Below are 25,233 nucleotides of genomic sequence, written 5' to 3' on the forward strand. Positions count from 1 at the left end.
GATGTGGTTCTGCGGCCGCCGACGGTGTCCTGCACGGCCGTCGGGCCACCCGGGGGGATCCTGCCGGACGCCGTTGCCGCGCTCGCGGGGAGAGCGGGCCCCGGGCCGGCTTCCTCGGCTCTCAGGAGCCACCCCTGCGACCGCGCGTCCCAGGCGTCGGCGCCGCCGGGCCGTCCGGGCCGGTCCAGCTCTGCCGGGGCGCCGTTGACCGTGCCGCCCTCATCGTCGCTCACAGCGCCCCCTCGCCGGCCGTGAGCGGGGTGGCCCGTACGGGGGCGGGCCGCACGGCGGTGCCCAGGGCCCAGCCCGGCACGGCGCGACGGGCGACGCGGGCCGTGGGGCCGGTCCAGCGGCCCGGTACGCGTGCCTCGGCGGGGAAGGCGAACGGCAGGGGCTCGCCGGACCGGTCGAGAACGACCCGGCGTACCGGGCAGTGCGAGACGATCTCCAGGTAAATGCTGTGAAATGCCGCGATGTTCTGCTCGACGGTGAACAGTTCGAGCGCCCGGGCCCGCGCGGCGGCTCCGAGGCGCTCGCGGCGTTCGGGGTCGCGGAGCAGCGCCACGCACGCCTCCGCGAGTGCCCGCGGATTGCGCGGGGGCACGACGAGCCCGGTGCCGCCGATGGCCTCCACCACGGCGCCGACGTCCGTGGAGACGGTCGCCCGGCCGCAGAACATCGCCTCGACGAGTCCCGCCGGGAAGCCCTCGACGACGCTGGACAGGACGACGATCGCGCCGGACGCGTAGGCGTCGGCCAGGGTCGGCGCCTCGGGTCCGCCTATCTCGTCGAAGGAGACCGGGTTGTCGCCGACGGCGTGCACGCCGTCGGCCTCGTCGGGGAAGAGCTGTGCGGCGAGCGCCCTGCAGTGCCCCAGGTAGGCCTCGCCCTCCGGTCCCGCCGGGGCGCCGACGACCCGCAGCCGCGCCTTGGGCTCCTCCTTGCGGACCTCGGCGAAGGCGTGCAGCAGCGACACCAGGTCCTTGGCCGGCTCGATCCGGCCGACCCACACGAGCGTGTCCGGTTCCGCGCGGTCCAGGGCCTCGCCCACCTCGGTGAAGCGGGCGGCCTCCATGCCGGGATGCACGGTGCGGATGCGGGCGCGCTCGGCGCCGCAGCGCTCCTGCCAGCGGCGGGTGTGCGCGTTGCCCGGCGTGATGATCGCTGCGCGGCGGTAGACCTCGGCGGCGAGCCGGCCGTGGAAGGCGGCGAGCAGCGCGCGTACGGCGAGGGTGGCCGTGTCGGGGCCGGTGGCGAGGTAGTGCGAGCGCAGCCGCACACCGTACTCGGTGACCAGCAGTGGGACACCAGAGAAGTGCTGGGCGAGCAGGCCGGCCAGGGCGGCCGGGCCGCCGGCGGTGGCGTGGCAGAGGTCGGCCGCGCCGAGGCCGTCGTCGCCGTACCAGTCCAGGGAGAGGGGGCGCAGGGCGCGTTCGAGGTGTGCGACGACGGCGAGCAGATCGGGCACGCGCGCCTCGCGCGCCGCGCCGAGGGCGCCGGGTGCGCGACAGGCGCGCTCCAGGGCGCGCAGGGCGGTGTCTGAGCGGAGTGCGGCGGCCAGGCCGCCCTCGTCGCGGGCGAGTTCGGCGAGTCCGTGGAGCGCGCTGCCGAAACGGTCCGCCAGGGAACCGGGCACGACACCGGAGCCACCCAGGTCGCTCGGCCCGTTCGGACCGCCCGCGTCGCCCGGTCCGTTCGAGCCGGCCGTGCCGTCAAGGCCGTCCGCGGCCGGACCGGCGCACAGCACCGCGACGAACTCGCCGTAGCTCTCGGCGAAGCGCCGGCGCGCGCGCCGTCCGTACGTGACGCAGTCCTCGTCGGCGGTCCACAGCGGAGCCGTCCGGACCCGGCTGACGTGCGGCGGCAGCGGCAGCCAGCCCTCGTCCTCCTGACGCCGGGTGCGGCTGAGCGCGTAGAGGTCGAACTCGTGCTGCCCGAGCCCGCGCACGAGCCGGTCGCACCAGAGTCCGGCGTCACCGCTCACATACGGATAACCACCCTCCGTAAGCAGTCCGATGCGCACGTGTGCACCCCCGATCGATCTCCCGTATGGGGAGCCGCCGTGGCTCGGCGGCTCGCAGCGGGACGAAGGTATGCGGACAAGGCGGTGGCGCGACGGACGGTTGTCCATCGCGCCACCAAAAGGGGTGAACGGTCGTAACTTTCCCGTGCGGGTCGCGTTCTGTCGCGCTAGGCGACCATTCGACGGCGGAACGTCACGCCCGGATCCGGGCGCCGATCCGCACGCAGGTCTCGCCGTGGATCTGCGTGCGGATCTGCGGAAACGTCACGCCGACGCCAGTTCCCGACGCGCCGCCCGCCGCTGGGCCGCGGCACCGGGGTCGAGGGCGGGTACGGCGGCCAGCAACTGCCGGGTGTACGGGTCCCGGGGGTTGTCGTAGACCTCGTCGGCCGGGCCGGTCTCGACGATCCGGCCGCGCCGCATGACCGCGACCCGGTCGCTGACCTGGCGCACGACGGCGAGGTCGTGGGCGACGAAGACGAGCGCGAGCCCGAGTTCGCGCTGGAGTTCGCCGAGCAGGGCGACGACCTGGGCCTGGGTGGTGACGTCCAGCGCGGACACCGGCTCGTCGCAGACGATGACCCGGGGGTTGGCCGCGAGCGCCCGCGCGATGCCCACGCGCTGGCGCTGGCCGCCGCTGAACTCGTGCGGGTAACGCTGGTAGTGCGCCCCTTCGAGCCCCACGCGCTCCAGCAGTTCGATCACGCGCCCCCGGATGCGCCCCTCGTCGCGTTCGCCCCGCGCCCGCAGCGGGTCGGCGATCGACGCTCCGACGCTGCGCCGCGGGTTGAGGGAGGACACCGGGTCCTGGAAGACCATCTGGACGGCCGGGTCCACGCCCACGCGCGCGTGGCCGTCGAAACGGACCTCCCCCGCGGTCGGCTCCAGCAGCCCGACCAGCATCCGGCCGAGGGTGGTCTTGCCGCTGCCGCTCTCGCCGACCACGCCGAGGGTCTCGCCCCGGCGCACGGTCAGGGTGACGTCGTCCACGGCCGCGAACGCCCGCTTCCCGCGCCCGAACTCGCGACGCAGACCCCGTGCCTCCAGGACGACCTCCTCAGAGGCTTGTGAGGGTGCGCGCACCGCGTCCACGCGCGGGACGGCGGAGAGCAGTTCCCGGGTGTACGGCTCGGCGGGCGCGCCGAGCACGGCGGCGACCGGACCCTGTTCGACCACGCGCCCGTGCCGCATGACGAGCACCTCGTCGACGCTCTCGGCGGCGACGCCCACGTCATGGGTGACCAGCAGCAGGCCCATGCCGGTCTCCTCGCGCAGGGTGTGCAGCAGGTCGAGGATCTGGGCCTGGACGGTCACGTCGAGGGCGGTGGTGGGCTCGTCCGCGATGAGCAGCTCGGGCTCGCAGGCGAGCGCCATGGCGATCAGTGCGCGCTGCCGCATGCCGCCGCTGAACTCGTGCGGGCGGGACCGGGACCGGCGCCGGGCGTCCGGGATGCCGACCCGGTCGAGCACCTCCACGGCACGCGCGCGTGCGGCCCGTCGTGACGCGCGCGTGTGCACGCGGTACACCTCGGCGATCTGGTCGCCGATCGCGTAGTACGGGTCGAGGGACGACAGCGGGTCCTGGAAGACCATCGCCGCCTTCGCGCCGCGCAACCTGCGCAGTTCGCCGTCGGAGGCGGCCTGTACGTCGGTGCCGGCGACCTCGATCGAGCCGCCGAGCAGCGCTCCCGTGCCGTGGTGCAGGCCCAGCAGGGCCGCGGCGACGGTGGACTTGCCGGAGCCGGACTCGCCGACCAGGGCGAGGGCGGCGCCGCCCTCCAAGGTGAACGACAGTCCGTCCACGGCCCGCAGGTCGCCGAAGTCGACGGTCAGATCGGTGACTTGGACGAGACTCACGTCAGTACCACCCGTCGGTCGGCCACCGCGTACAGGACGTCCGCGACGGCGTTGGCGAGCACCACGAAGAAGCCGACGACGAGGACCATGCCGACGACGACGGGCAGGTCGACCACGCTGACGGCGTGCACGAGTTCCTGGCCGAGGCCGGGCAGGCCGAACAGCGTCTCCGTGAGCACGGCTCCGCCGACGGCCGAGCCGAAGTTGTTGGCGTTGAGCGCGATGACCGGCGCGAGCGCTCCGCGCAGGGCGTGCCGGCCGACGATCGACCGCTCGCCGACGCCGTACGCGCGGAAGGTGCGGATGTGGTCCTCGGCCAGGGTCTCCAGCATCGAAGCCCGGGTCATCCGGGCGAACGACGCGGACTCGATGAGGGCGAGGGAGAACCACGGCAGCAGCAGGTTCCAAGCCCACTGCTCGGGATCGTCGGTGAACTTCACGTACTGCGGGAAGGGCAGCAGTTGCAGTTCGCCGCAGACGACGATCATCAGGACCAGGCCGATGACGAAGACCGGCGTGGCCCAGCCGGCCAGCGTGAGGCCGGTCAGCACCCGCTCGGTGAGCCGGCCGCGCCGCCAGACGGAGAGCACGCCCGTGCCGACGCCCAGGAGCAGCCACAGCACCATCGCGCCGATTACCAGCGAGAGGCTGACCGGGAGCCTGGTCAGGATGATGCTCAGGACCTGCTGGTCGGTCTGGTACGACAGGCCGAGGCAGGGTGCGGAGCAGTGCTCCACGGAGGTGCCGGTGGAGTAGTCCTGGCCGACGACCAGGCCCTCCAGGAAGTGCCAGTAGCGCACGTACAGCGGGTCGCCGAGGTGCAGTTGCTGGGCCACCTGGTGCACCTGCTCCGGGGAGCAGCGCGGGCCGCAGGTGATCTGGGCGACGTTGCCCGGGGTGACGTAGAAGACGACGTAGACGATCACCGAGATGGCGAGCAGGGTCGCCACGGTGCCGATGGTGCGGCGCAGCAGGAAGCCGCCGAAGCCGTTCACGCGGATTCCTCCTTCGCCGTCGTCTTCGCCGCCGCCCCCGCCGTCGCCTTCGCCGCCGTCAGGGCCGCGCGCCTGCGGCCGGTGCCGACGCCGAGCCGGGAGGCGGCGCGCGGGTCCAGGGCGGTGCGGACGCCGTCGCCGAGGACGGTCAGCGCGAGGACGGTCACGAACAGCGCGCCGGCCGGCAGGAGCAGGTACTGCGGGGCCGCCTGGTACCAGACGTCGGCAGCGGTGAGCATCTGGCCCCACGAGGGCGTCGGCGGCTTCACCCCGACGCCGAGGAAGGACAGGGCCGCCTCGGTGCTGATGTTGACCGGGATGAGGATCGAGGCGTACGTGATGACCGGTGCGGCCAGGCCGGGCAGCAGTTCACGGCGGGCGATGCGCCAGGCGCCCCAGCCGCTGAGCCGGGCGGCGGCGACGTAGTCGAGCCCCTTCAGGGTGAGTGTCTGGGCACGCACGATCTTCGCCATGCTGCCCCACGCGATGAGCCCGATGACGAGGGTGACCAGGACGGGCCTGGGGAAGCTCTGCGGCACGATCGCGAGCAGCGCCAGCGACATGATCATCAGGGGCAGTGCGACGATGATGTCCGTGATCCGGCTCAACACTTGATCAACCCATCCACCGCCGAGCGCGGCCGCCACGCCGACGACCAGCCCGAGGAGGACCTGGATCACGGTCGCCGCGAACGCGACACCCAGGGACACCCGCGCCCCGTACACCAGCCGTGCGAACAGGTCCCGCCCGGTCTGCGGCTCGACGCCCAGCCAGTGGTCGGCGGAGACGCCGCCGAGGGAGCCGACCGGCACGCCGCCGCGCGCGGAGTCGATGAGGGCGGGGTGGTAGGTGAACGGGTCCTGGCCCTCCAGCGCGGTGAGCAGCGGCGCGGCGAGCGCGACCAGGACGAGCAGCGCGACGACGCCCGCCGCGACCGTGGCGGCCCGCTGCGTGCGCAGCCGCCGCCAGAACCGACGAGCCCCCGAGGCCCCCGAGGCGAGCGCCTCGGGGGCCTGGGTGGCGACAATTGCCTCGCTCACGGTGCTTACTTCACCGCGACCTGGGAGATGTCCAGGACACCGGTCCAGTCGCTGATCACGACGTTCTTGATGTCCTTGCCGACCAGCCGCTTGTAGACGGGGTGGAACAGCGGCACGGTCAGCGCCTGTGCGCCGATCTTCTTGTCCAGTGCACCCCACCGCTTGGCGGCGGCGTTGAGATCGGTCAACTTGTTGATCGCGTCAATCTCGGCGTTGACCGAAGCATCGTTGAGCTGGGAGGCGTTGAAGTTCGCGCCGTCCTTGACGATCTGCCGGCCGTCGAAGATCGGGGCGAGGAAGGGACCGCCGGAAGGCCAGTCGGCACCCCACGCGGCGAGGAAGAAACCGGGCTCGGTCTTCACGCTGTGGACCGTGTCGGAGTAGTTGTTGTCCTCCAGGCCCTGCAGCTTGACCGTGATGCCGGCCTTCTTGAGGGCGTCCTGGAGCGCGGTCGCGATCTCGGGGCTCGTCTTGAAGTTCTCGGCGTTGTCGTGGGTCAGCGTGACGGTGAGCCCGTTCGGGTAACCGGCCTCCTTCAGCAGCTCCTTGGCCTTGGCCGCGTTGCCGGTGCCGCCCGCCGGGAAGAGGTCGTACGGCGTGTAGCCGAAGGACTTCTGGTCGGGCAGGAAGGTGGTCGCCGGCTCGGCGAGGGCGCTGCCGCCCGCCGCGTTGATCACGGACGACCGGTCGACGGCGTAGGAGATGGCCTGCCGCACCTTGGGGTTGTCGAACGGCTTGACCTTCGGGTTGAACGCTATGTAATTCGTGTAGCCGAAGTGGCCGGTGCCGACGCGCGCGGCGAGTTCCTTGTCGCCGGTGACCTTGGCGAGTTCGGCCGGGCCGAGGTTGGTGTCCGTCGTCACGGCGGCCGCGTCCGCCCCCTGGGACGCCGACAGCCGCTGGTTGATCACGGACGAGTCCAGCCCGGACTGCACGTCGATCTTGTCGGGGTACGCCTTGCGCTGGTCGTCGACGGAGGCGGACCAGTACGTGTTGCGTTCAAGGACCAGGTGCTCGCCGTCGTTCTCGTTCTTGACGACCTTGTACGGGCCGGACGAGATCGGGTGCTCCTCGTACTTGGTGCCGGTGTCCTTGGCCTTCGGGACGGGCGTGAACTGCGTCTGCGTGGCCAGGAACGGGAACTCGCCCTCGGGCTTGTTCAGGTGGAAGACGATGGTGCGGTCGTCCGGCGTCTCGATCGCCGCGAGCCCCTTCTTGTCCTTGTACGGCCCCTGGTAGTCGGCGGCGCCGACCAGCCAGTCCCGCAGGTAGGGCGCGCCGCCGGAGAGTTCGGGGGCGAAGGAGCGCTCGATGCCGTACTTGATGTCGCCGGACGTGATCGGGGTGCCGTCCTCGTACTTGAGGCCCGCCTTCAGGGTGTAGGTCCACACGGTCGCGTTCTTGCTGGGGCGCCCGGTGTCGGTGGCCAGGTCGGGGACCACCTTGGTGCCGGCGGCGCCGTCCGCGCGGTTGCGGGTGGTGAGCGTACGGAAGACCAGGGACGGCACGTTGCCGCCGCCGGAGGTGTACAGGCGGGCCGGGTCGAAGTCCGTCTGCGGGTCGGAGTTCAGGACGGTGAGCGTGCCGCCCTTGTGCGGCGCGGAGTCGCCACTGGAGCCGTTGGCATCGTTGTCCTTCGGCCCGCAGGCGGCGGCGCCCGCTGCCACGACGAGGGCAAGCGAAACGTACGCCGCACGGGCGCTGGTTACGGACGGGTGACGCATCGGAATGACGACCTCTCGGAAGGCGAGTCTCGATGGGTGAGACAGATTGACGAGGAATGAGACGAAAGTGAACAGACGTCTGCCCGGCGTCAGGTCGTCGAAAGAGCCGTGACCGAGGTCACGGCAGCACAGAGAAGTCGCGACGCGAACGCCTGAAGGCGGGCGTCAGCGACAGTGGATGTCGGCCACGCAGAGCGCGGTCACGCCGATGAGCGCCAGCTCGATGGCGGCGCGCGCGGAGGCGTGAAGAGACGACATGCCCAGAAATATGTACGACCTTTCTGCGCATGTCAACGTGATGTATGAGCCACCTGTCAACTCTTGGGATACGGCCAGGGGTTGGGCAGACAGTGGATTCCGTCGTGGTCGAGGAACTTGGTCTGCTGCTGCATGACCGGCGCGAGCTCGCCGTCCTTGTCGCAGGTCACATGGCCGTGACCGAGCCGGTGGCCGACCTCGTGGTTGATCAGCATCTGCCGGTAGGCGTGGATCTTGTCGCCGTACGTCTTGCTGCCCTGGGCCCATCTGTATGCGTTGATCATGACGCGTTCGGTGGACGCCGAGTCGCAGGACACGTTGTCCTCGGTCGTGTCGAGGCCGGACTTGGCGCACCACTTGGCGGTGGTGCCGGGGCTGGCGAGCGTGATCACGAAGTCGGGCCTGCCGGTGGACACGCGCGCGAAGGTACGGGCGCCGTCGTGGGCCCAGCTGCGCTCGTCGTTGAGCGTCTTCTGCACGGCCTCGGCGAACAGCTTCCCGTCCAGGCCCAGCCCCTGCTCCACGTCGACGCGGTAGGTGTACTTCCGCCCCTTGCCCGGCGCAGGCGCGCTCCCGGGCACGGTGCTGAACTTCCCGGACCCGGTCAGCTTGGCGCTGAGCGGGTACTTCTCGCCCATCGCCTGCTCGTACGACAGCGTCACCACGCCCGGCGAGGCGGAGGCCGCCGCGGAAGGCGTCGTACGGCCGTCCCCGCGCGAGGCGGCGCCGTCGGTGGCCCGCGTACCGTCCGGGGCCGACTGCGAGCGTGCGGCGGAGCCGTCGCGGCCGTCGATCACCTGCCCGGCGACGATCACCGCGAGCACGGTGGTGACGGCGGCGGCCGCGACGCCCGCGAAGGCCCGGCTCTTGCCGCCCCTGGGCAGCGCGGGCTCGCCGGCGGGCGGCGCGTGGCCGGTGTCGCCCGCACCGCCGTCGACGCCGGCCGGGAGCGGGGAGGTGTGCGTACCGGAGCCGGGCGGATACGTCTCCGCGCGCTGGGCGCCGATGCGGGGGTGGGGCGCGAAGACGTCGACGTCCTCGTCGAAGGCGTCGACGTAGTCCTGCCGCGGACCGCCGGGCCCGCCCTGCCGCGGACCGCCAGGGCCGCCCTGCCGCTGCCGCGGTATCGGCACACCGGTCGCCCCGAAGGCGGCACCGGCGGGCCCGGAAGCGGCAGCAGAGGGCCCGGAGGGAGCGCCGCCGGGCCCGGAGGGCGCACCGGCCGCCCCGCCCAACCGGCCCCAGCCACCGCCCGCTTCACGCTGCTCCGGGTGACCACCACGGACTCGCGGAACGCCGTGCGCCGGAGTCCCCTCGGGGAAACGCGGGACGCCGTGCGCCGGAGTCCCCTCGGCGGAGCCGGGCACGCGGGCGGCCGGACCCGGCACCGTGGGTCCCGCCGGGCCGCGCTCGACGCCCCCCGGGCCCTGCTTCCGGGTCGCGCGTGTGTTCGCTATGTCCGCCGTGTCGTCATCTGGTGCCGGCCCGCGGCGGCTGTGGCGTCCCACTCGCCCCTCAGCTCCCCGCGCCCGGCGCGACCGGACCGCCGCCGACGGTCCCGGAAGCCGGTCCGCCGGCCGGCCTGTCGGTGGAGGCGAGGAGTTCACGGAACGCCCCGGCCACCGCACCCGGGTACTCCATCATCGCCACGTGCCCGGCGTCCGGCATGGACAGCAGCCGGGAGTGGCGGAAGCTGCGGGCGGCCTTCCGGGCCATGCGGTAGCCCACGAGCTGGTCGCGGCCGCCGTAGATCAGGAGGGTCGGGGCGAGGACGCGCTCGGCCTGGCGCCACAGCCCGTGCTGGCCGCCCAGCGTGTACGCGTTGACGATCCCGCGTGCCGACCGCGCCATCGCGTCCCAGAAGTACGGCAGCCGCAGCCGCCGTTCCAGCTCCTCCACCGCGTGCTCGAACGCCTCGGGCGTCACCCGGCTGGGATCGCCGTAGCAGAGGGCCAGCACGCCCCGTACGCGCTGTTCGGCGGTCCACTTGCCGGTCGTGCGGGTGAGGAGCCCGGCGATGCCCGGGAGGCCGAGGATCACCGTCGGTACGGCCGTGCGCTGCACGCGCAGCTCGGGCAGGGCGGGCGAGACGAGCGTGAGGGTGCGCACGAGGTCCGGGCGGACGGCGGCGAGGCGGGTGGCGACGGCGCCGCCGAGGGAGTTGCCGAAGAGATGGACCGGACCGCGGCCGGCCGCGTCGAGGTAGCGGATGACCGCGCGCGCGTGCCCGGTGACGGAGTAGTCGCCGTCGTCCGGCGGCGGCGAGTCGCCGAAGCCGGGCAGGTCGACCGCCTCGCTGTCCACGACGTCTTCGAGCCGCTCCATCAGCTGCGACCAGTTCTGCGAGGAGCCGCCGAGCCCGTGGAGGTAGAGCGCGGGCGGCAGGCCCTCGCGCGCGGGCGGCCGTGAACGGACCGAGAGGGTGACGCCGGGCAGTCCCACCGACCGCAGCCGCTCGCCCTCCGCGACCCTGACTGCCGCCGCCTCGGGGAGCACGCTGGTGGGCGGCACGGAGGGCAGCTCGGTCGAAGACATGAGCCAATGTTACGAGACGATCACACCGTGATTCACGTGTTCGCCGTCACATAATCGTCCCGGCGAGCCGGGCGCGGGCCGCGCACGACCCGTGCGCGGACGGAGGTGAGGGGCAGGCCGCCAGGCGGAGCGAACAGCCGGGGACGGCACACGGATGCATAGCGTCCGCATCCGCTGTCTCCTACGCTCGTAAACAGGGCACCCGTTTGTGGCCCCCTGCTGCAGCCAGGGATCTCCGAAGGAAGGGAGCCCCACCATGACCCATGACCCCACCGACCCCACCGACCCCGACGTCCTGGAGGATCTGGAGGCGGAGGAGGCCCCGGAGATCGATGTCGAGGCCCCCGAGGACGACGCAGCCGAGCAGCACACGGACGTGACGCCGTCCCAGGACGACCCGCTCACCGGTGTCGACCCGGACCGGGCGAACGAGGCCGATCTCATCGAGCAGGCACGGGTGGTCTCCCTCGACGAGGACGACTACCGCTGACCTCGGCCGGTTCTCCGACGGACCCACCCGGCCCGTTCGCATGTCCCGGGATGTCACGGGATTTCCCGGTGCGGCTGTCAACGTCGTCCGGTACGTGAAATTCTGCGCTCGCACCGCGCACAGCAGGGTTACCGAAAAGTACGATGGCCGCGCGGAGCGATCCGCATGTGGACGACTCATGTGGACGACTTTGGGAGGCGGCGTGACAGCCATCGAGCAGACAGAGGCAGCACGCCCGCGGGGCACGCGCCTGCCGCGCCGTGCCCGACGGAACCAGCTGCTGGGCGCCGCCCAGGAGGTGTTCGTCGCGCAGGGGTACCACGCGGCCGCGATGGACGACATCGCCGAACGCGCCGGCGTCAGCAAGCCGGTGCTCTACCAGCACTTCCCGGGCAAGCTCGACCTCTACCTGGCCCTGCTGGACCAGCACTGCGAGGCGCTGATCCAGGCGGTGCGCAGCGCGCTCGCGTCGACGACCGACAACAAGCAGCGGGTCCGGGCGACCATGGACGCCTATTTCGCGTACGTCGAGGACGACGGCGGGGCCTTCCGCCTGGTCTTCGAGTCCGACCTGACGAACGAGCCCGCGGTGCGCGAGCGCGTGGACAAGGTCACCAACGAGTGCGCCGAGGCGATCTGCGAGGTCATCGCGGAGGACACCGGTCTGCCGCGTGCCGAGTCGATGCTGCTGGCCTCCGGCCTCGGCGGTCTCGCCCAGGTGGTGGCCCGTTCCTGGCTGCACAGCGACCGCTCCGTCTCGCGCGACCAGGCGGTCCAGCTGCTGACCTCGCTGGCCTGGCGGGGCATCGCGGGATTCCCGTTGCACGGCATCGACGCGCACCACTGACACCGGCACCGGCTCTGGCACTGGCACCGGCTCTGGCACCGCCACTCACCCGCCGCCGACAGCACTGCCGGAGGGAATTCCCGTTCGCTGTTCGCTCCTGGCGTGCACGTGCGCAGCGTGTACGTCCCCTCACCGGGCTAATGTGTGCTGCGTACGGCGCGGAAGGTCGCGCACTTCACTGACCGTCGGAGGGACATAGCCGTGGAGGTCAAGATCGGCGTGCAGCACGCGCCCCGCGAGATCGTTCTGGAGAGCGGTCTGAACGCCGAGGAGGTCGAGCGCATCGTCGCCGACGCGCTGGCCGGCAAGTCACAGGTGCTGTCCCTGGAGGACGAGCGCGGCCGCAAGGTCCTGATTCCGACGGACCGCCTGGCGTACATCGAGCTCGGCGAGCCGACGGTGCGCAAGGTCGGCTTCAGCGCGGTCTGACCACAGCAGCACGGAGGGGCCGGGCGGACGTGTGTCCGCCCGGCCCCTCCGTCGTGTCCGGTTCCCACATGTGGCGCACAAGTCGTCCACAGAGGAGGATTGGATTCCGCAGGTCACGGGTAAGACGGGCTACGACCGCGAAGCACCGGCCGGCCGTGGGAGGGACCCCTCGTGATGCTCCTGGAAGTCCTCGGATCCGCCCTGCTCGGCCTGGCCCTGTCGTGGGCCGCGACCAGCCGGCTGTCCCACCGGCTCCCGGCCCGTCCGCTGGTGTTCTCCACCGGCGTCGCGGGAGCCCTCTTCGGCGACTTCGTCACGCACAGCGCGCTCGGCCCCGGCGCGGTCCTGGTCACTCTTCTGGGCGCGGCGATCGTCTCGGCGGCGTCCCTGTCACTGCTGCTCCGCCCGGCGGGCCGCCACCTGCGCCGACGATCGATCCCGGCGTAGCGCCCCGAGGGGCCGCGGCGGAACCGCGCGGCCGGCCACCACCACACCCGCGGCCGCGCGACTCCCCGCAGCACCTCCCACAGGGCGTCAGGCCGCCAGCCCCAGCGCAGCCATCCGCTTCGTGTGCGCCTCGGTGATCCGCGAGAACATCCGCCCCACCTCGGCGAGGTCGAACCCGTCGGCCACTCCCCCGACCAGCATGGTCGACAGCGCGTCCCGGTCGGCGACCACCCGCTGGGACTGCGACAGCGCCTCGCCCATCAACCGCCGCGCCCACAGGGCCAGTCGGCCCCCGACACGCGGGTCGGCGTCGATCGCCGCGCGCACCTTCTCCACCGCGAACCCGGCGTGCCCGGTGTCGTCGAGGACGGCCAGCACCAGTTCGCGGGTGTCCGAGTCGAGGCGGGCCGCGACCTCCCGGTAGAAGTCACTGGCGATCGAGTCGCCCACGTACGCCTTGACCAGGCCCTCCAGCCAGTCGGACGGCGCCGTCTGGCGGTGGAAGCCGTCGAGGGCCGCGACGAACGGCTCCATCGCCTGCGTGGCGTCCTCGCCGATCTCCGTCAGCCGGTTGCGCAACCGCTCGAAGTGGTGGAACTCGGCCGACGCCATCTTCGCCAGCTCGGCCTTGTCCACCAGCGAGGGCGCCAGCTTGGCGTCCTCCGCGAGCCGCTCGAACGCCGCGAGCTCGCCGTACGCGAGGGCACCGAGGAGGTCCACGACCGCGGCACGGTAGTGCGGGTCGGCGGCCGCCCGCGCCCAGTCCTGGGCGGCGACACCGGTCGGTTCGGCGGAGGCGGTCTCAGGCTTGTCAGAGCTCGTCATGAAGCGCACAATAGCCCGCCCACGACCCCCGGGAAGTGCTGGGGAAGCTCCGGTCCGGCCCCGGAGAGTCTCAGGGGTACCCCGAGAAGTCCCGCAGAAGCCCCTGGTCAACCACTGTGACTACCACGACGTGACCGAATCGGCCATCGCATGTGCACGATTCCGGGGTATGGTGGTAATGCGCCTGCTGGTACGCCGTCGATTCTGGACGTACCTCGACAGGCCGCACGTATGAGGATGCCCGGTCGGTGGCCCGATCGGCTCCGACCCGACAGCCCTCCCGGTTCGTACGGCACTGTGCGTACGACGACCGGAGGGACACACCCTCAGCGGTACGAGCGCTAGAGCGTCGGTAGAGGTCCCGTGCACTACGGCGTGCCCCACGGCCCGCCCGTAAGGCAGCCGACGTCCCCGGCACGGTCCGTCAAAGACCCCCGCGCTCGCCTCGCGCCGCGACACACAGAAGAGGCAGCACCCTGACTACGACGTTTCGTGAACTCGGAATCCTTCCCGAGACCGCCGAGGCCCTGGAAGCCGTCGGCATCATCAACCCCTTCCCCATCCAGGAGATGACGCTCCCGGTCGCCCTGTCCGGCTCCGACGTCATCGGCCAGGCCAAGACCGGCACCGGCAAGACCCTCGGTTTCGGTCTGCCGCTCCTGGAGCGCGTCACCGTCCCCGCCGACGTGGAGGCCGGCCGCGCCGCCCCCGAGGCCCTCACCAACGCGCCGCAGGCGCTCGTCGTCGTCCCCACGCGCGAGCTCTGCACCCAGGTCACCAACGACCTCCTGACGGCCGGCAAGGTCCGCAACGTACGCGTTCTCGCCATCTACGGCGGCCGTGCCTACGAGCCGCAGGTCGAGGCCCTCAAGAAGGGCGTCGACGTGGTCGTCGGCACCCCTGGCCGGCTCCTGGACCTCGCGGGCCAGAAGAAGCTCGACCTCAAGCACATCAAGTCGCTCGTCCTCGACGAGGCCGACGAGATGCTCGACCTGGGCTTCCTGCCGGACGTCGAGAAGATCATCGACATGCTTCCGGCCAGGCGGCAGACCATGCTGTTCTCGGCGACCATGCCGGGCGCGGTCATCGGCCTCGCACGCCGGTACATGAGCCAGCCCACCCACATCCGCGCCACCGCGCCGGACGACGAGGGCGCGACCGTCGCGAACATCGCGCAGTTCGTCTACCGCGCGCACTCCATGGACAAGCCGGAAATGATCGCGCGCATACTGCAGGCCGACGGCCGCGGGCTCGCGATGATCTTCTGCCGCACCAAGCGCACCGCCGCCGACATCGCCGAGCAGCTGCAGCGCCGCGGCTTCGCCTCCGGGGCCGTCCACGGCGACCTCGGCCAGGGCGCCCGCGAGCAGGCGCTGCGCGCGTTCCGCAACGGCAAGGTGGACGTCCTGGTCTGCACCGACGTCGCCGCGCGCGGTATCGACGTCGAGGGCGTCACGCACGTCATCAACTACCAGTCCCCCGAGGACGAGAAGACGTACCTGCACCGGGTCGGCCGCACCGGCCGTGCCGGCGCGTCGGGTACGGCGATCACGTTCGTCGACTGGGACGACATCCCGCGCTGGCAGCTCATCAACAAGGCGCTGGACCTGAAGTTCCCCGACCCGGTGGAGACGTACTCCACCTCGCCGCACTTCTTCGAGGACCTGAAGATCCCCGCGGGCACCAAGGGTGTCCTGCCGCGCTCGGAGCGCACCCGCGCCGGGCTCGACGCGGAGGAGGTGGAGGACCTGGGCGAGACCGGAGGCCGCGGAGGCCGCGGTCGCGGTGACCGAAACGGCCGGGTCGAGGCGCGTACCGAGGAGCGCGAGCGCCCGGCCCGCACCCCGCGCCGCCGCCGTCGCACCCGCGGCGGTTCGACCCCGGACCAGGTGTCCGGCACGACGTCCACGGCGCCGGCCGCCGAGGCCGCGTCGCCCGCCTCCGCCGGCGACGCCCTCGCGGCGTCCGAGCCGGCTGCCGCGCGGACCCCGCGCCGCCGTCGCCGTACCCGCAACGGGGCGTCGCAGGAGCCGGTGGCGGCCGCCGCCCCGGCGACCGTGACGCCGGAGGCCGTCGTCGAGACGGTCGGGACGGCCGGGTCCGTCGTGGAGCCGGACGCGGCGGAGAAGCCGCGCCGCCGTCGCACCCGCAGGTCCGCGGAGGCCGCTCCGGTGGCCGAGGCGACGACGCCTGTGGTGACCGAGGCACCGGTGGCCGAAGAGGCACCGGCCGCCCCCGCGCGCCGTCGCACCCGCAAGACGGCCGAGGCTCCCGAGGCGGCAGCCGTCGCGGCGGTCGTCGAGGCGATCGAGGCCGTGGCGGAGCCGACGCCGCGCCGCACGCGGAAGACCGCGGTTGCCACCCCGGAGGCCGCGGTGGACACCGCCGAGGCCGTCGAGGCCAAGCCGCGCCGTCGTGTCCGCAAGGCCGCCGAGCCCGTGGCGGAGGTCGCGCAGGCTCCCGCGGACGCCGTCGAGGCTCCCGTGGCCCCGGCCCGCCGCCGCACCCGCAAGGCCGCGGAGCCGGCCGAGCCGGTGGCGGCCGCGCCGCAGCCGGCGACCGCCGATGCGGAGGCCGAGGCCGCGCCCCAGCCGCGCCGGACGCGGAAGGCGGCCGAGGCCGCCGTCGACACCGCCGAAGCCACCGAGGCCAAGCCCCGCCGCACCCGCAAGACGGCAGCCGCCGCCCCGGAGGCCGCCGAGGAGGCGGAGGCGGCGCCCAAGCCCCGCCGCACCCGCAAGACGGCAGCCGCCGCCGAGGCCGCGGTGGACACCGCCGAGGGCGCGGAGGCCAAGCCCCGCCGCACCCGCAAGACGGCGACCGCCGCCTCCGCGGAGACGGCCGAGGCGGTCGCCGAGGTGAAGCCCCGTCGGGCCCGGAAGACGGCGGCCGCCGCCCCGGAGACCGTCGAGGCGGAGGCGGCGCCCAAGGCGCGCCGCACCCGGAAGGCGGCCGAGGCCGCCGTCGACACCGCCGAAGCCACCGAGGCCAAGCCCCGCCGCACCCGCAAGACGGCAGCCGCCGCCTCTGCGGAGATCCCGGCGCAGGCCACCGAGGAGCCGGAGGCCAAGCCGAGGCGCCGCACCACCCGCAAGGCGGCCGAGTCCGCCGAGACCGCCGGATCCGCCGAGGCGGCCGACGCGGAGGCGAAGCCGAGGACCCGCCGGCCCCGGAAGACGGCCGCCGCGGCCCCGGAGGCCTGAGCACACGCCTGACGACGGCCCGGACCACCCCGTGTGGTCCGGGCCGTCGGCGTCTGCGCGGTGCCCGGTGCCGGGGTTCACCCACCGGCCCCCGGTCGGTCACCCCGCTCCGGATACCCTCTCCCCCATGAGCAGGCCTCGCACCTTCGTCCCGCCCGCCGGTGCCCGTGCGTATGCGCTCGCCACCGACCGGGGCGAGTTCGCCGTCGTCGACGCGCCCGTGGCCGCCGGGGCCGAGCCCAGGGGGGTCGCGCTGTTGCTGCCCGGGTTCACCGGCAGCAAGGAGGACTTCAACCGGCTGCACGAGGCACTGGGCCGGCGCGGGTACCGGACGGTCGCCGTGGACGGGCGCGGCCAGTTCGAGTCGGACGGACCGGCGCACGACGAATCGGCGTATGCCCAGGAGGAGCTGGCGCGGGACGTGCTCGCGCAGGCGGCGGCGGTCGGCGCGGGCCGGCCGGTGCATCTGCTGGGGCACTCCCTCGGCGGCCAGATCGCCCGCGCCGCCGTGCTCCTCGACCGCACGCCGTTCCGTTCGCTGACCCTGATGGCCTCGGGTCCGGCGCAGATCTCCTCCTCCCAGCAGCAGCGGGTGAAGCTGCTGCGGGACGCGCTCGCCGTGATGTCGATGGCCGAGGTGTGGGAGGCCATGCAGGCTCTGGAGGCACCGGAGGAGCTGGGGGAGCCGGACGGGCCGGAGGAGGGCCCGGAGGACGGCGAGGATCTGCGACGCCGCTGGCTGGGCAACAAGCCGGCCCAGCTCCTCGCGACCGGCCGCCAGTTGTGCACCGAGCCGGACCGCGTCGCGGAACTGGCCGCCCTGCCGCTGCCCTTCCATGTCCTGTCGGGCGCCCGGGACGACACCTGGCCGGTATCGCTGCTGGACGACATGGCACTGCGGCTGCGGGCGCGCCGTACGGTGATCGCGGGGGCGGAGCACTCGCCCAACACCGATCGCCCCGCCGCCACCGCCGAGGCGATCGCCGACTTCTGGGACGGAACCACCGGCCCCGCAGACCGGGACCGCGGCTGGTACGGCGGCTAGTACGGCAGCTGGTACGGCGGCTAGTACTGCGTCTGGAGGTGCTCCCAGAAGCCGTCCCGCAGGGCGCGGCGCAGGTCGGCCTGGCCGCGCAGGGAGTACTGGAGCATCCCCTCGGCCTCGACGAGGAGGTCCTGGTCGACGGGGCCCGGCAGGTAGGGGTGGCCGGGCAGCAGTTCGACGAGCGCCTCGCGGCCGCGCGAGGAGAGCCACTTCGCCGCGATCTGCGCGCCGATGAAACGGACGTCCTCGCGGGTGGGTCTGGTGGCGCCGGCCTCGTAGCCGGGGGCGGCGCGTCTGGAGACGTACGGCTTGAAGAACTCGAGGTCGAGGGTGCGCTGGCTGTCGACCTCCCAGAGCAGCGGCTCGGCCTGGTTGCGGCCCTCGGGGGCCTCGATGCCCCACAGGTGGACCCGGGCGCCGTAGCCCTGGGCGGCCTCGACCGCCGAGACCAGGTCCTCGTCGCCGCCGAGCAGGGCCGCGTCGCTGATGGCTCGGTGCCGGGCGAGTGACTCCAGGTCCGTACGGATCAGGGAGTCGACGCCCTTCTGCTGGTTGTTGGCGTTGAGGTTGCCGAGGCGGACCTTGACGTCGGGGAGTTCGGCGATGGCCTGCTGCTCGGCGGTGTGGATGCGGCGGCGGGCGCCGTCGTACCAGTAGACGCGCAGCAGCCTGCTGTCGGCGAAGATCTGGCGTGCCTTGTCGATGAGGGCATCGATCAGCCCTTCCGCGTCGAGGTCGAAGGCACGCCGGTCCTCCGTCCCGGCGACGAGCCGGCCCGTGGCCGCGTAGAGGTAGCCCGCGTCCACGAAGATGGCGTGCGTCGAGGGCGTCTTGGCCACTTCGGCGAGCATGCGGGTGAGCAGCTCGTTCGTGCGGTCGATACGAGCCTGGAGGGCGTCGAGGTCGTCGTTCATCGCCTCCATTGTCCCGGCGGTCACGCTGCGAACACAACCGGTCCCGGTCAGTCTCGCGCGAACTCTTACCGGTCGGTAATTAGACGTTCGAAAAATTTCTTTAGCGTAGGGAATGTTTGTAACACGCAAGCCGTTGACTGCTACGGAAGAGGACGACGAAGGGAGAGGCCATGCGCTTCGAAATCATGCGACTCGACGAGGTCGACGGCACCACCGTGGACAGCACCGTCGTGGACGCCGCCTCCGTCAGCGGGATCGTTCAGCAGGCCGCCGCCGTGGGGCAGCGTCTGTGGATCCGACCGGCCGAGACCCAGGCTTCGTAACCAGGTTTTGTAACACGACGACGCGACAACGACAGAAGACGACAACAGCCACACCGACGACGCACCGCACACAGTCTTCAGAGCCCCCGTACGGCACTCAGGCCGTACGGGGGCTCTGCGTTCACCGGCCCCCTACGTCGCGCGCTACGCGCCCTTGATCACCTGGGTGACGCCGTTGATGATCTGCTGCACGGCGATCGCGGAGAGCATCATGCCCGCGAGCCGCGTCACCAGGACCACACCGCCGTCCTTGATGACCCGGATGATCAGCAGCGAGTAGCGCATCACCAGCCAGAGGACGACATGGATCGCGAGGATCGCGGCCCAGACGGACACCTGCGTGGCCACGCTGTCGGCCTTCTGCACGGCGAGGATGACCGACACGATCGCACCGGGGCCGGCCAGCAGCGGCATGCCCAGCGGCACCAGCGCCACGTTGACGTCCTTGGTCTGCTTCGGCTCGTCGTTCTTGCCGGTGAGCAGGTCCAGGGCGATGAGCAGGAGCAGCAGTCCGCCCGCGATCATCAGCGCGGGCACGGAGACGTGCAGGTAGTCCAGGATCTGGTGCCCCAGCAGCCCGAAGACCGTGATCACACCGCCCGCCACGCACACGGCCTGGAAGGCCATCCGCTTCTGTACCTTGCCGGGCCGGCCGGCGGTGAGGGCGAGGAAGATCGGGGTGATCCCCGGGGGGTCCATGATGACGAAGAGGGTCAGGAAGAGGGAGCCGAAGACGGCGAGATCGAACATGATGGTGCTACAGGCCTTGCTGAAGTGAGGGACTGGGACGTGCGGGGGCCGGGCGTCAGGCCCCGCCGGTCCCCGGCACCGGGAACGCGCCCGTGGCCCGGCGGGTGATCTCGCCGTACACCTCGGGGTCGGTGGTGCACTCGCCCAGCGCCACCGTCTTGCGGCTGCCGTGGTAGTCGGACGAGCCCGTGGCCAGCAGCCCCAGCTCGTCGGCGAGCCCGCGCAGCCGGGCACGGGTGTCCTCGTCGTGGTCCATGTGGTCGACCTCGATGCCGTCGAGACCGGCCGCGGCCATCTCGGCGATCGCCGACTCGGGAACCGTGCGCCCGCGCTTCGCGGCGGCGGGGTGCGCGAACACGCACACGCCGCCGGCGCCCTTGACCAGCCGGATCGTCTCGAAGGGGTCGGTCTCGTGCTTCTCCACGAAGGCCCGGCCGCCGTCGGCGAGCCACTCCTCGGTGAAGGCGTCGCTCACGGTCGGCACGACACCGAGCTCGACGAGCGCGGAGGCGACGTGCGGCCGCCCGACCGAACCGTCCCCGGCGATCCGCCGCACCTGCTCCCAGGTGACCGGCGCGCCCAGCGCGTTCAGCTTGGCGACCATGCTCCGGGCGCGCGGCACCCGGTCGTCCCGGACCAGTTCGCGCTCGGCGAGCAGCGCGGGCTCCTCGGGGTCGAAGAGGTAGGCCAGCATGTGCATGGAGACGCCGTCGAGGCGGCAGGACAGCTCGGCCCCGGTGACCAGCGTGAGCCCCGCGGGCAGCGCGGCGAGGGCCTCGGCGTACCCGCGGGTGGTGTCGTGGTCGGTCAGCGCGACGACGTCGAGACCGGCGGCGGCGGCGTTGCGCACCAGCTCGGCCGGGGTGTCCGTGCCGTCGGACGCGGTGGAGTGGCAGTGCAGATCGATGCGCACGACACAGACTCCAGCGGGCCGGTACGGAAGGGACGCGTCAAGGATAACGGCCGACGGAGGGTGCCCCTGTCACACCCGCAACCGGTGAGCGCCCTTTACCTGGCCCGCTCAAGGGGCGCGGGGAACCGCACGACCAGCCCCCCACCGCCCCGCGGACGACCGATCCCACCGGCGCACCGGCGCACCGGCGCTACGGCGCACCGGCGCTACGGCGCTACGGCTCCAGCAACCGCGGCGACAACGCCCCGCACGGCACCAGGTCCACCTCGGCCCCCGCGTCCCGCAGATCGGTCAGCACCAGCTCGTCGTACATCAGCAGACCCGTCTGCTCGGGCCACACCACGGCCCACAGCCACAGCCCGCGCGCCTCGCCCGCGAACACGGCGCGGTCGTCCGGCGCGCCGGAGACGTGCCACAGCGGTGTCGGCCGGCCCGCCGCCAGCACCTTCGCCTGGGGCGGCTTCTCCACGTCCATCGACGGCCCGGGATCCGGCCCGTCGATCCCCGCGTACCGCGCCCCGAGGCCGACCCCCAGCTCCTCGGCGACCAGGATCATCTCCCCTATGCCGCCGAGCGGCGCGGGTCCGGAGCAGGCGACGGCCGTCGCGCGGCCCCCGCTGCGGTCGTCACCGGCACACGCCACACCGGTGAACAGCCAGCCGACCGGCAGCGGCCAGGGCATCCACACCGGGACCTGGGTGCGGTGCACCACCACACCGAGGGCCTCGACGCTGGGCGGGATCACGGGCTGTACCGGATGCACGGTCCCGTGGACATCGCACTGCCAGGTGTCGGCGAAGAGTCCGGGAGCCCTGACCCGGCCACCACACTTCGGGCAACTGGGTTCGCCCCTCATAGAGCCCCACGGTCCTACCCAGGACCCCCCACGTCAAGGACGATCACCCGTCCAGCGCACGCGACCGCGCGCCGGACGGCACCCGCCGCGCGGCAGGCCGCCGGCGACGGCGTCACGCGCTTCGCCAACTGACCGACGGCGACTGCCGCTTGGTGAGCTTGCTCACCAAGCTGGTCAGTCCAGCCGGACGGATTTCCGGTGCGGGTCCCTGAGGTCGGCCCCGTTCGCGAGCCAGCGTTCCTGGAGGGCGCCGGCGCCGTGTACGCGCTTCCAGGCGGCCTCGTTCGGCGTCATCGGCAGCAGCGGCAGGAACCGTACGGGGTCGAGGGGCTCGTCCAGCTCCAGATCCTCGACGAGCCCGCCCGGCTCGCCGACCAGCACGGAGGTGAAGGGCGCGCCCGGCCACAGCGGGCCGCCCACGTCCAGCGACGCGCCCGGGGCCACGACCAGGCCCTCCACCTGCGGGGAGGCGGCGAGCACGGCGAGCGCGCGGAGCACCTTGTCGGTCTCGGCGAGCCCGGCGCGGACCGACAGGACCAGCTCGGCGCGCGGCCCCTGAACGGGGTCCGCGACCATTGCGGTGGGGTCGGTCATGGGGTGCGCGGACATGCCGAGCGTGGCGTAGCGGACGACGTTCTCGCCCTGGAGGTCCTCGTGGAAACGGAGCACCTCGATGCGGTCCGTACCGAGGAAGGTGACCGCCGCGCGCGCGTCCGGTTCGCCCAGTGCGGTGGTCAACCGGGCCTCGACCAGAGGAAGAACTTCAACCATGTCGCGAGCATAGAACTCGTCAGTACCGGGCAAAGCGGCGCCTTGACACTGAGGGCTGCTGCTACTCTGACCGCGGTGGTTCGGGGCAGCACGCAGTGCGTCGCGGTCAGACCCCGACGCCGCCGACAGGACTCCCTTACGAGGGACCGGCTGGAGGAGGTGGGGCTGTCATGGATCGAAGTCACCCGTGCAGTACCACTCGCTCTTCCGGCCTCTGAACCTCTTTCTCTGGCTGGCTGCCGCCTTTTCGTGCGCGTCGTCGTTCGGAAGAGCACTCCGTTTCGCTTGCCTGATCCCTTCGACCGGTCCGTTCCGGATCTGTCTGGATCCGTTCGTCTGATCTGAATCAGTAGCGAAGTCGCCACCGCAACGGTGCGGTGCTCCCCGCTTTGTGGACGTGCCAAACATCCGAAGCCAGGACGTCCTCATTCCGGGTAGTTCCACCCGTTCCTCGGCGGTCTTCCGCTGCCTGTCGCGAAGGAGCCTGCCCATGTCGATGATCCGCGACCTCCGAGCCGTGGTCCGACCTTCCCGCCCCTCGCTGCGCAAGAGCCCGCGACCGGAGAACGGCGCGTACGACACCACCCGCGACCCCGGTACGCCCTCGGCCGTCGTCGACTGCGCCGTCTACCGCGACGGCGCCCGCGTGGAGACCGGCAAGCCGCTGACCCCGCACGAGGCGATGCGCCTGGTGCGGCGCGACGGCGGGTTCGTCTGGATCGGCCTGCACGAGCCGACCGAGGCCGAATTCGCCGGTATCGCCGGCGAGTTCGGACTCCACCCGCTGGCGGTGGAGGACGCCGTCCAGGCCCACCAGCGCCCGAAGCTGGAGCGGTACGACGACTCCCTCTTCACCGTCTTCAAGACCATCCACTACGTCGAGCACGACCAGCTCACCGCCAACAGCGAGGTCGTGGAGACCGGCGAGGTCATGTGCTTCACCGGCCGGGACTTCTTCATCACCGTCCGGCACGGCGGGCAGGGCTCGCTGCGGGCGCTGCGGCACCGCCTCCAGGACGACCCCGAGCTGCTCGTCAAGGGCCCCTCGGCCGTGCTGCACGCCATCGCCGACCACGTCGTGGACGGTTACGTCGCGGTCGCCGACGCGGTGCAGGACGACATCGACGAGGTGGAGACGGAGGTCTTCACGCCGGGCCGCAAGGGCGGCGTCTCCCGTGGTGTCGACTCGGCGCGGATCTACCAACTCAAGCGCGAGGTGCTGGAGTTCAAGCGCGCCGTCTCGCCCTTGCTGCGCCCCATGCAGCTGCTGAGCGAGCGGCCGATGCGGCTCGTCGACCCCGACATCCAGAAGTACTTCCGGGACGTCGCCGACCACCTCGCCCGCGTCCACGAGCAGGTCGTCGGCTTCGACGAGCTCCTGAACTCGATCCTCCAGGCCAACCTCGCGCAGGCGTCCGTCGCGCAGAACGAGGACATGCGCAAGATCACGTCCTGGGCCGCGATCATCGCCGTACCGACGATGGTGTGCGGTGTGTACGGCATGAACTTCAAGTACATGCCGGAGCTGCACTGGCGCTACGGCTATCCGGTGATCATGGCCATCACCGGGGTGATCTGCCTCGGCATCCACCGCACGCTGAAGCGCAACGGCTGGCTCTAGGCTGGTCGCCATGACAAGCGAGCTGCTCGACCAGGCCCTCGTCGAGGAGGCCACGAAGAAGTCCGGCCTCGTCTGGGTGCGGGGCGCCGGGGCGGCGCCGGCGCGTGCGGTGTGGCACGCGTGGGCCGACGGCGCCATGTGCCTGGTCGGCGGCGGCGCCGAGCAGCCGCTGGGCGAGCTGGCCGACGGCGGGGCCGCGGAGGTGACCGTCCGCAGCAAGGACAAGGGCGGCCGGCTGGTCACCTGGACGGCGACCGTCACGGAGCTGCCCGCCGGCACCCCCGAGTGGGACGCGGCGGTGGCGGAACTGAAGGGCAAACGCCTCAACGCCCCCGACGGCGAGGCGATGACCGACCGCTGGGCGAGGGAGTGCAGGGTGCTGCGCCTGACCCCGACGGGGGCGACCTCGCCCCTGCCGGAGGAGAACCTTGCGGCGCCCCCGCTCCCGTCCCCGGCAACGACCCGGCGTCCGGTCCCGGCCGCCCTGCCGCGGTTGCTGGCGAGGCGCCGGAAGGCCAAGTAGCCGTCACCCGAGCCGGGTTCGGCACCGTCGGATCGGACCGTCGCGGCGGATCACCGGGGCGACCGGGTGCGGGTGACCGGCTACGACGCGGGCAGCTGCTTCCCGTAGTCGACCGTCTCGCCCTTCTCCGGCTCGACCACGCTGAAGTCCTTGCCCCAGTCGGAGAAGGTGAGGGTGCCGGCGCCGCCGCCGCGTTCCAGACGGAGGGGGTACGGCTTGCCCTCCAGGGAGACGTCGAGGCTGCCGCCGGAGCCGCCGTCGCCGGTGATGCGGATCGTGCGGGTACCCGACTGCTCGTGGTGACCGGCCGTCGCGAGCGAGCCGTGCAGGGTCAGCAGGCCCGAGAGGAGGACGTCCTTGTCCGTGAAACCGCTGAACTTCTTGTACGCGGGATCCGTCCGCGGCACCTTGACGTACTTGCCGTCGAGCTTGCTCGCCGCGGTCGTGTCGCTGCCGTCGGCGTGGTTCCAGAACCCCGCGTCGGCCTGCAGATACAGCGTGTCGCCCACCCGGAGGAGCTGGAACGTCGACCCCTTCGAGGTGACCGAACCGGTCCCGCCCTCCTCGTTCAGGCGCATGTCCAGCTCGTACGTACGCCCGCTCGTGACCACCGTCCCCGCCATCCGCACCGTCTTCACCGACGAGGCCGCCGTCCGCGTCCTGGACTGGATGACGTCCGGCGCCAGCTTGCCCACCCCGTTCGTGCCCGCGTCCGGGTCCCCGCCGCATCCGGTGAGGACGGCCAGTGCGCACACTGCGGTGACCAGTGCGGCGTGGCGGGTACGGCCCGGAGCGATGACGGTCACAGGCAGGGCCACCTTTCTGAGGGGTCCGGCAGGGCGTA

The 25,233-nt window shown here is 72.3% G+C and carries 24 protein-coding genes; 9 read left to right on the plus strand and 15 right to left on the minus strand.

Going from position 1 to position 25,233, the window contains the following annotated elements; all coding sequences use genetic code 11:
* Nucleotides 1-229: 229 nt before the first annotated feature.
* From BLW82_RS14695 to BLW82_RS14725, 8 genes are all read right to left on the minus strand, one after another.
* Entirely contained in the window at nucleotides 230-1,984 is a 1,755-nt protein-coding gene (locus BLW82_RS14695) for a glycosyltransferase (protein WP_371131340.1), read from the minus strand.
* 303 nt (nucleotides 1,985-2,287) lie between these two features.
* Nucleotides 2,288-3,880, minus strand: a complete 1,593-nt coding sequence (locus BLW82_RS14700) for a dipeptide ABC transporter ATP-binding protein (RefSeq protein WP_093499219.1) — start codon at nucleotides 3,878-3,880, stop codon at nucleotides 2,288-2,290.
* Nucleotides 3,877-4,875, minus strand: coding sequence for an ABC transporter permease (locus tag BLW82_RS14705; RefSeq protein WP_093499220.1), 999 nt, complete (start codon nucleotides 4,873-4,875; stop codon nucleotides 3,877-3,879). The genes BLW82_RS14700 and BLW82_RS14705 overlap by 4 nt, the downstream gene beginning before the upstream one ends.
* A complete protein-coding gene (locus tag BLW82_RS14710; RefSeq protein WP_093499221.1) occupies nucleotides 4,872-5,915 on the minus strand; it encodes an ABC transporter permease in 1,044 nt (347 codons plus the stop codon). Before BLW82_RS14710 ends, BLW82_RS14705 begins: the two co-directional genes overlap by 4 nt.
* Nucleotides 5,916-5,920: 5 nt before the next feature.
* Entirely contained in the window at nucleotides 5,921-7,639 is a 1,719-nt protein-coding gene (locus BLW82_RS14715; RefSeq protein ID WP_093499222.1) for an ABC transporter substrate-binding protein, read from the minus strand.
* A 165-nt stretch (nucleotides 7,640-7,804) separates the two neighbouring features.
* Nucleotides 7,805-7,897, minus strand: a complete 93-nt coding sequence (locus BLW82_RS46285; RefSeq protein WP_351321593.1) for an Ms4533A family Cys-rich leader peptide — start codon at nucleotides 7,895-7,897, stop codon at nucleotides 7,805-7,807.
* A 56-nt stretch (nucleotides 7,898-7,953) separates the two neighbouring features.
* On the minus strand, nucleotides 7,954-9,030 hold the full coding sequence (locus BLW82_RS14720) for a DUF3152 domain-containing protein (RefSeq protein WP_371131341.1): 1,077 nt from the start codon (nucleotides 9,028-9,030) through the stop codon (nucleotides 7,954-7,956).
* A gap of 382 nt (nucleotides 9,031-9,412) precedes the next feature.
* Nucleotides 9,413-10,432, minus strand: a complete 1,020-nt coding sequence (locus BLW82_RS14725) for an alpha/beta fold hydrolase (protein ID WP_093499224.1) — start codon at nucleotides 10,430-10,432, stop codon at nucleotides 9,413-9,415.
* A 256-nt stretch (nucleotides 10,433-10,688) separates the two neighbouring features.
* Here BLW82_RS14725 and BLW82_RS14730 point away from each other — a divergent pair, with 256 nt between their 5' ends.
* The 4 genes from BLW82_RS14730 to BLW82_RS14745 all read left to right on the plus strand — a co-directional run bounded on the left by BLW82_RS14730 (nucleotide 10,689) and on the right by BLW82_RS14745 (nucleotide 12,645).
* Complete coding sequence (locus tag BLW82_RS14730) at nucleotides 10,689-10,922, plus strand: hypothetical protein (RefSeq protein WP_093499225.1); 234 nt, start codon at nucleotides 10,689-10,691, stop codon at nucleotides 10,920-10,922.
* Between the two features lie 202 nt (nucleotides 10,923-11,124).
* Nucleotides 11,125-11,769 (plus strand): TetR/AcrR family transcriptional regulator, encoded by a 645-nt coding sequence (locus BLW82_RS14735; protein ID WP_093499226.1) that lies wholly within the window; start codon nucleotides 11,125-11,127, stop codon nucleotides 11,767-11,769.
* A 201-nt stretch (nucleotides 11,770-11,970) separates the two neighbouring features.
* Nucleotides 11,971-12,198: a DUF3107 domain-containing protein gene (locus BLW82_RS14740; protein ID WP_218162371.1), complete on the plus strand. Its 228-nt coding sequence runs from the start codon at nucleotides 11,971-11,973 to the stop codon at nucleotides 12,196-12,198.
* Nucleotides 12,199-12,372: 174 nt separating this feature from the next.
* Nucleotides 12,373-12,645 (plus strand): hypothetical protein, encoded by a 273-nt coding sequence (locus tag BLW82_RS14745; RefSeq protein WP_093499227.1) that lies wholly within the window; start codon nucleotides 12,373-12,375, stop codon nucleotides 12,643-12,645.
* Between the two features lie 87 nt (nucleotides 12,646-12,732).
* Here BLW82_RS14745 and BLW82_RS14750 read toward each other — a convergent pair whose 3' ends face one another.
* On the minus strand, nucleotides 12,733-13,479 hold the full coding sequence (locus tag BLW82_RS14750; RefSeq protein WP_093499228.1) for a ferritin-like fold-containing protein: 747 nt from the start codon (nucleotides 13,477-13,479) through the stop codon (nucleotides 12,733-12,735).
* Nucleotides 13,480-14,039: 560 nt separating this feature from the next.
* Between BLW82_RS14750 and BLW82_RS14760 the strand changes: the two genes are divergently transcribed.
* Together BLW82_RS14760 and BLW82_RS14765 are read left to right on the plus strand one after the other, a co-directional pair.
* A complete protein-coding gene (locus tag BLW82_RS14760; RefSeq protein WP_093499230.1) occupies nucleotides 14,040-16,673 on the plus strand; it encodes a DEAD/DEAH box helicase in 2,634 nt (877 codons plus the stop codon).
* Nucleotides 16,674-16,800: 127 nt separating this feature from the next.
* Entirely contained in the window at nucleotides 16,801-17,718 is a 918-nt protein-coding gene (locus BLW82_RS14765; RefSeq protein WP_093499231.1) for an alpha/beta fold hydrolase, read from the plus strand.
* 20 nt (nucleotides 17,719-17,738) lie between these two features.
* On the opposite strand, the gene BLW82_RS14770 is transcribed toward BLW82_RS14765, so the two are convergent.
* A complete protein-coding gene (locus tag BLW82_RS14770) occupies nucleotides 17,739-18,641 on the minus strand; it encodes an NYN domain-containing protein (protein WP_093499232.1) in 903 nt (300 codons plus the stop codon).
* 161 nt (nucleotides 18,642-18,802) lie between these two features.
* Between BLW82_RS14770 and BLW82_RS14775 the strand changes: the two genes are divergently transcribed.
* Entirely contained in the window at nucleotides 18,803-18,955 is a 153-nt protein-coding gene (locus BLW82_RS14775; RefSeq protein ID WP_093499233.1) for a hypothetical protein, read from the plus strand.
* Nucleotides 18,956-19,099: 144 nt separating this feature from the next.
* Here the strand turns inward: BLW82_RS14775 and BLW82_RS14780 are convergent, their stop codons facing one another.
* The 4 genes from BLW82_RS14780 to BLW82_RS14795 all read right to left on the minus strand — a co-directional run bounded on the left by BLW82_RS14780 (nucleotide 19,100) and on the right by BLW82_RS14795 (nucleotide 22,245).
* Nucleotides 19,100-19,705 (minus strand): MarC family protein, encoded by a 606-nt coding sequence (locus tag BLW82_RS14780; RefSeq protein WP_093499234.1) that lies wholly within the window; start codon nucleotides 19,703-19,705, stop codon nucleotides 19,100-19,102.
* Between the two features lie 55 nt (nucleotides 19,706-19,760).
* Complete coding sequence (locus BLW82_RS14785) at nucleotides 19,761-20,618, minus strand: PHP domain-containing protein (protein ID WP_093499235.1); 858 nt, start codon at nucleotides 20,616-20,618, stop codon at nucleotides 19,761-19,763.
* Nucleotides 20,619-20,832: 214 nt separating this feature from the next.
* Nucleotides 20,833-21,474 carry a DUF6758 family protein gene (locus tag BLW82_RS14790; RefSeq protein ID WP_093499236.1) on the minus strand — a complete coding sequence of 214 codons (642 nt, stop codon included), beginning with the start codon at nucleotides 21,472-21,474 and terminating at the stop codon, nucleotides 20,833-20,835.
* Nucleotides 21,475-21,648: 174 nt separating this feature from the next.
* Nucleotides 21,649-22,245, minus strand: a complete 597-nt coding sequence (locus tag BLW82_RS14795) for a suppressor of fused domain protein (protein WP_093499237.1) — start codon at nucleotides 22,243-22,245, stop codon at nucleotides 21,649-21,651.
* 490 nt (nucleotides 22,246-22,735) lie between these two features.
* Between BLW82_RS14795 and BLW82_RS14800 the strand changes: the two genes are divergently transcribed.
* The gene (locus BLW82_RS14800; RefSeq protein ID WP_093499238.1) at nucleotides 22,736-23,866 is read left to right on the plus strand and encodes a magnesium and cobalt transport protein CorA; all 1,131 of its coding nucleotides are present in this window, start codon (nucleotides 22,736-22,738) and stop codon (nucleotides 23,864-23,866) included.
* A gap of 10 nt (nucleotides 23,867-23,876) precedes the next feature.
* A complete protein-coding gene (locus tag BLW82_RS14805) occupies nucleotides 23,877-24,389 on the plus strand; it encodes a hypothetical protein (RefSeq protein ID WP_093499239.1) in 513 nt (170 codons plus the stop codon).
* Nucleotides 24,390-24,469: 80 nt separating this feature from the next.
* Here the strand turns inward: BLW82_RS14805 and BLW82_RS14810 are convergent, their stop codons facing one another.
* Nucleotides 24,470-25,195, minus strand: coding sequence for a hypothetical protein (locus tag BLW82_RS14810; RefSeq protein WP_177232953.1), 726 nt, complete (start codon nucleotides 25,193-25,195; stop codon nucleotides 24,470-24,472).
* Between the last annotated feature and the right edge of the window lie 38 nt (nucleotides 25,196-25,233).

This window comes from Streptomyces sp. Ag109_O5-10, from assembly GCF_900105755.1.
Taxonomy (GTDB): domain Bacteria; phylum Actinomycetota; class Actinomycetes; order Streptomycetales; family Streptomycetaceae; genus Streptomyces.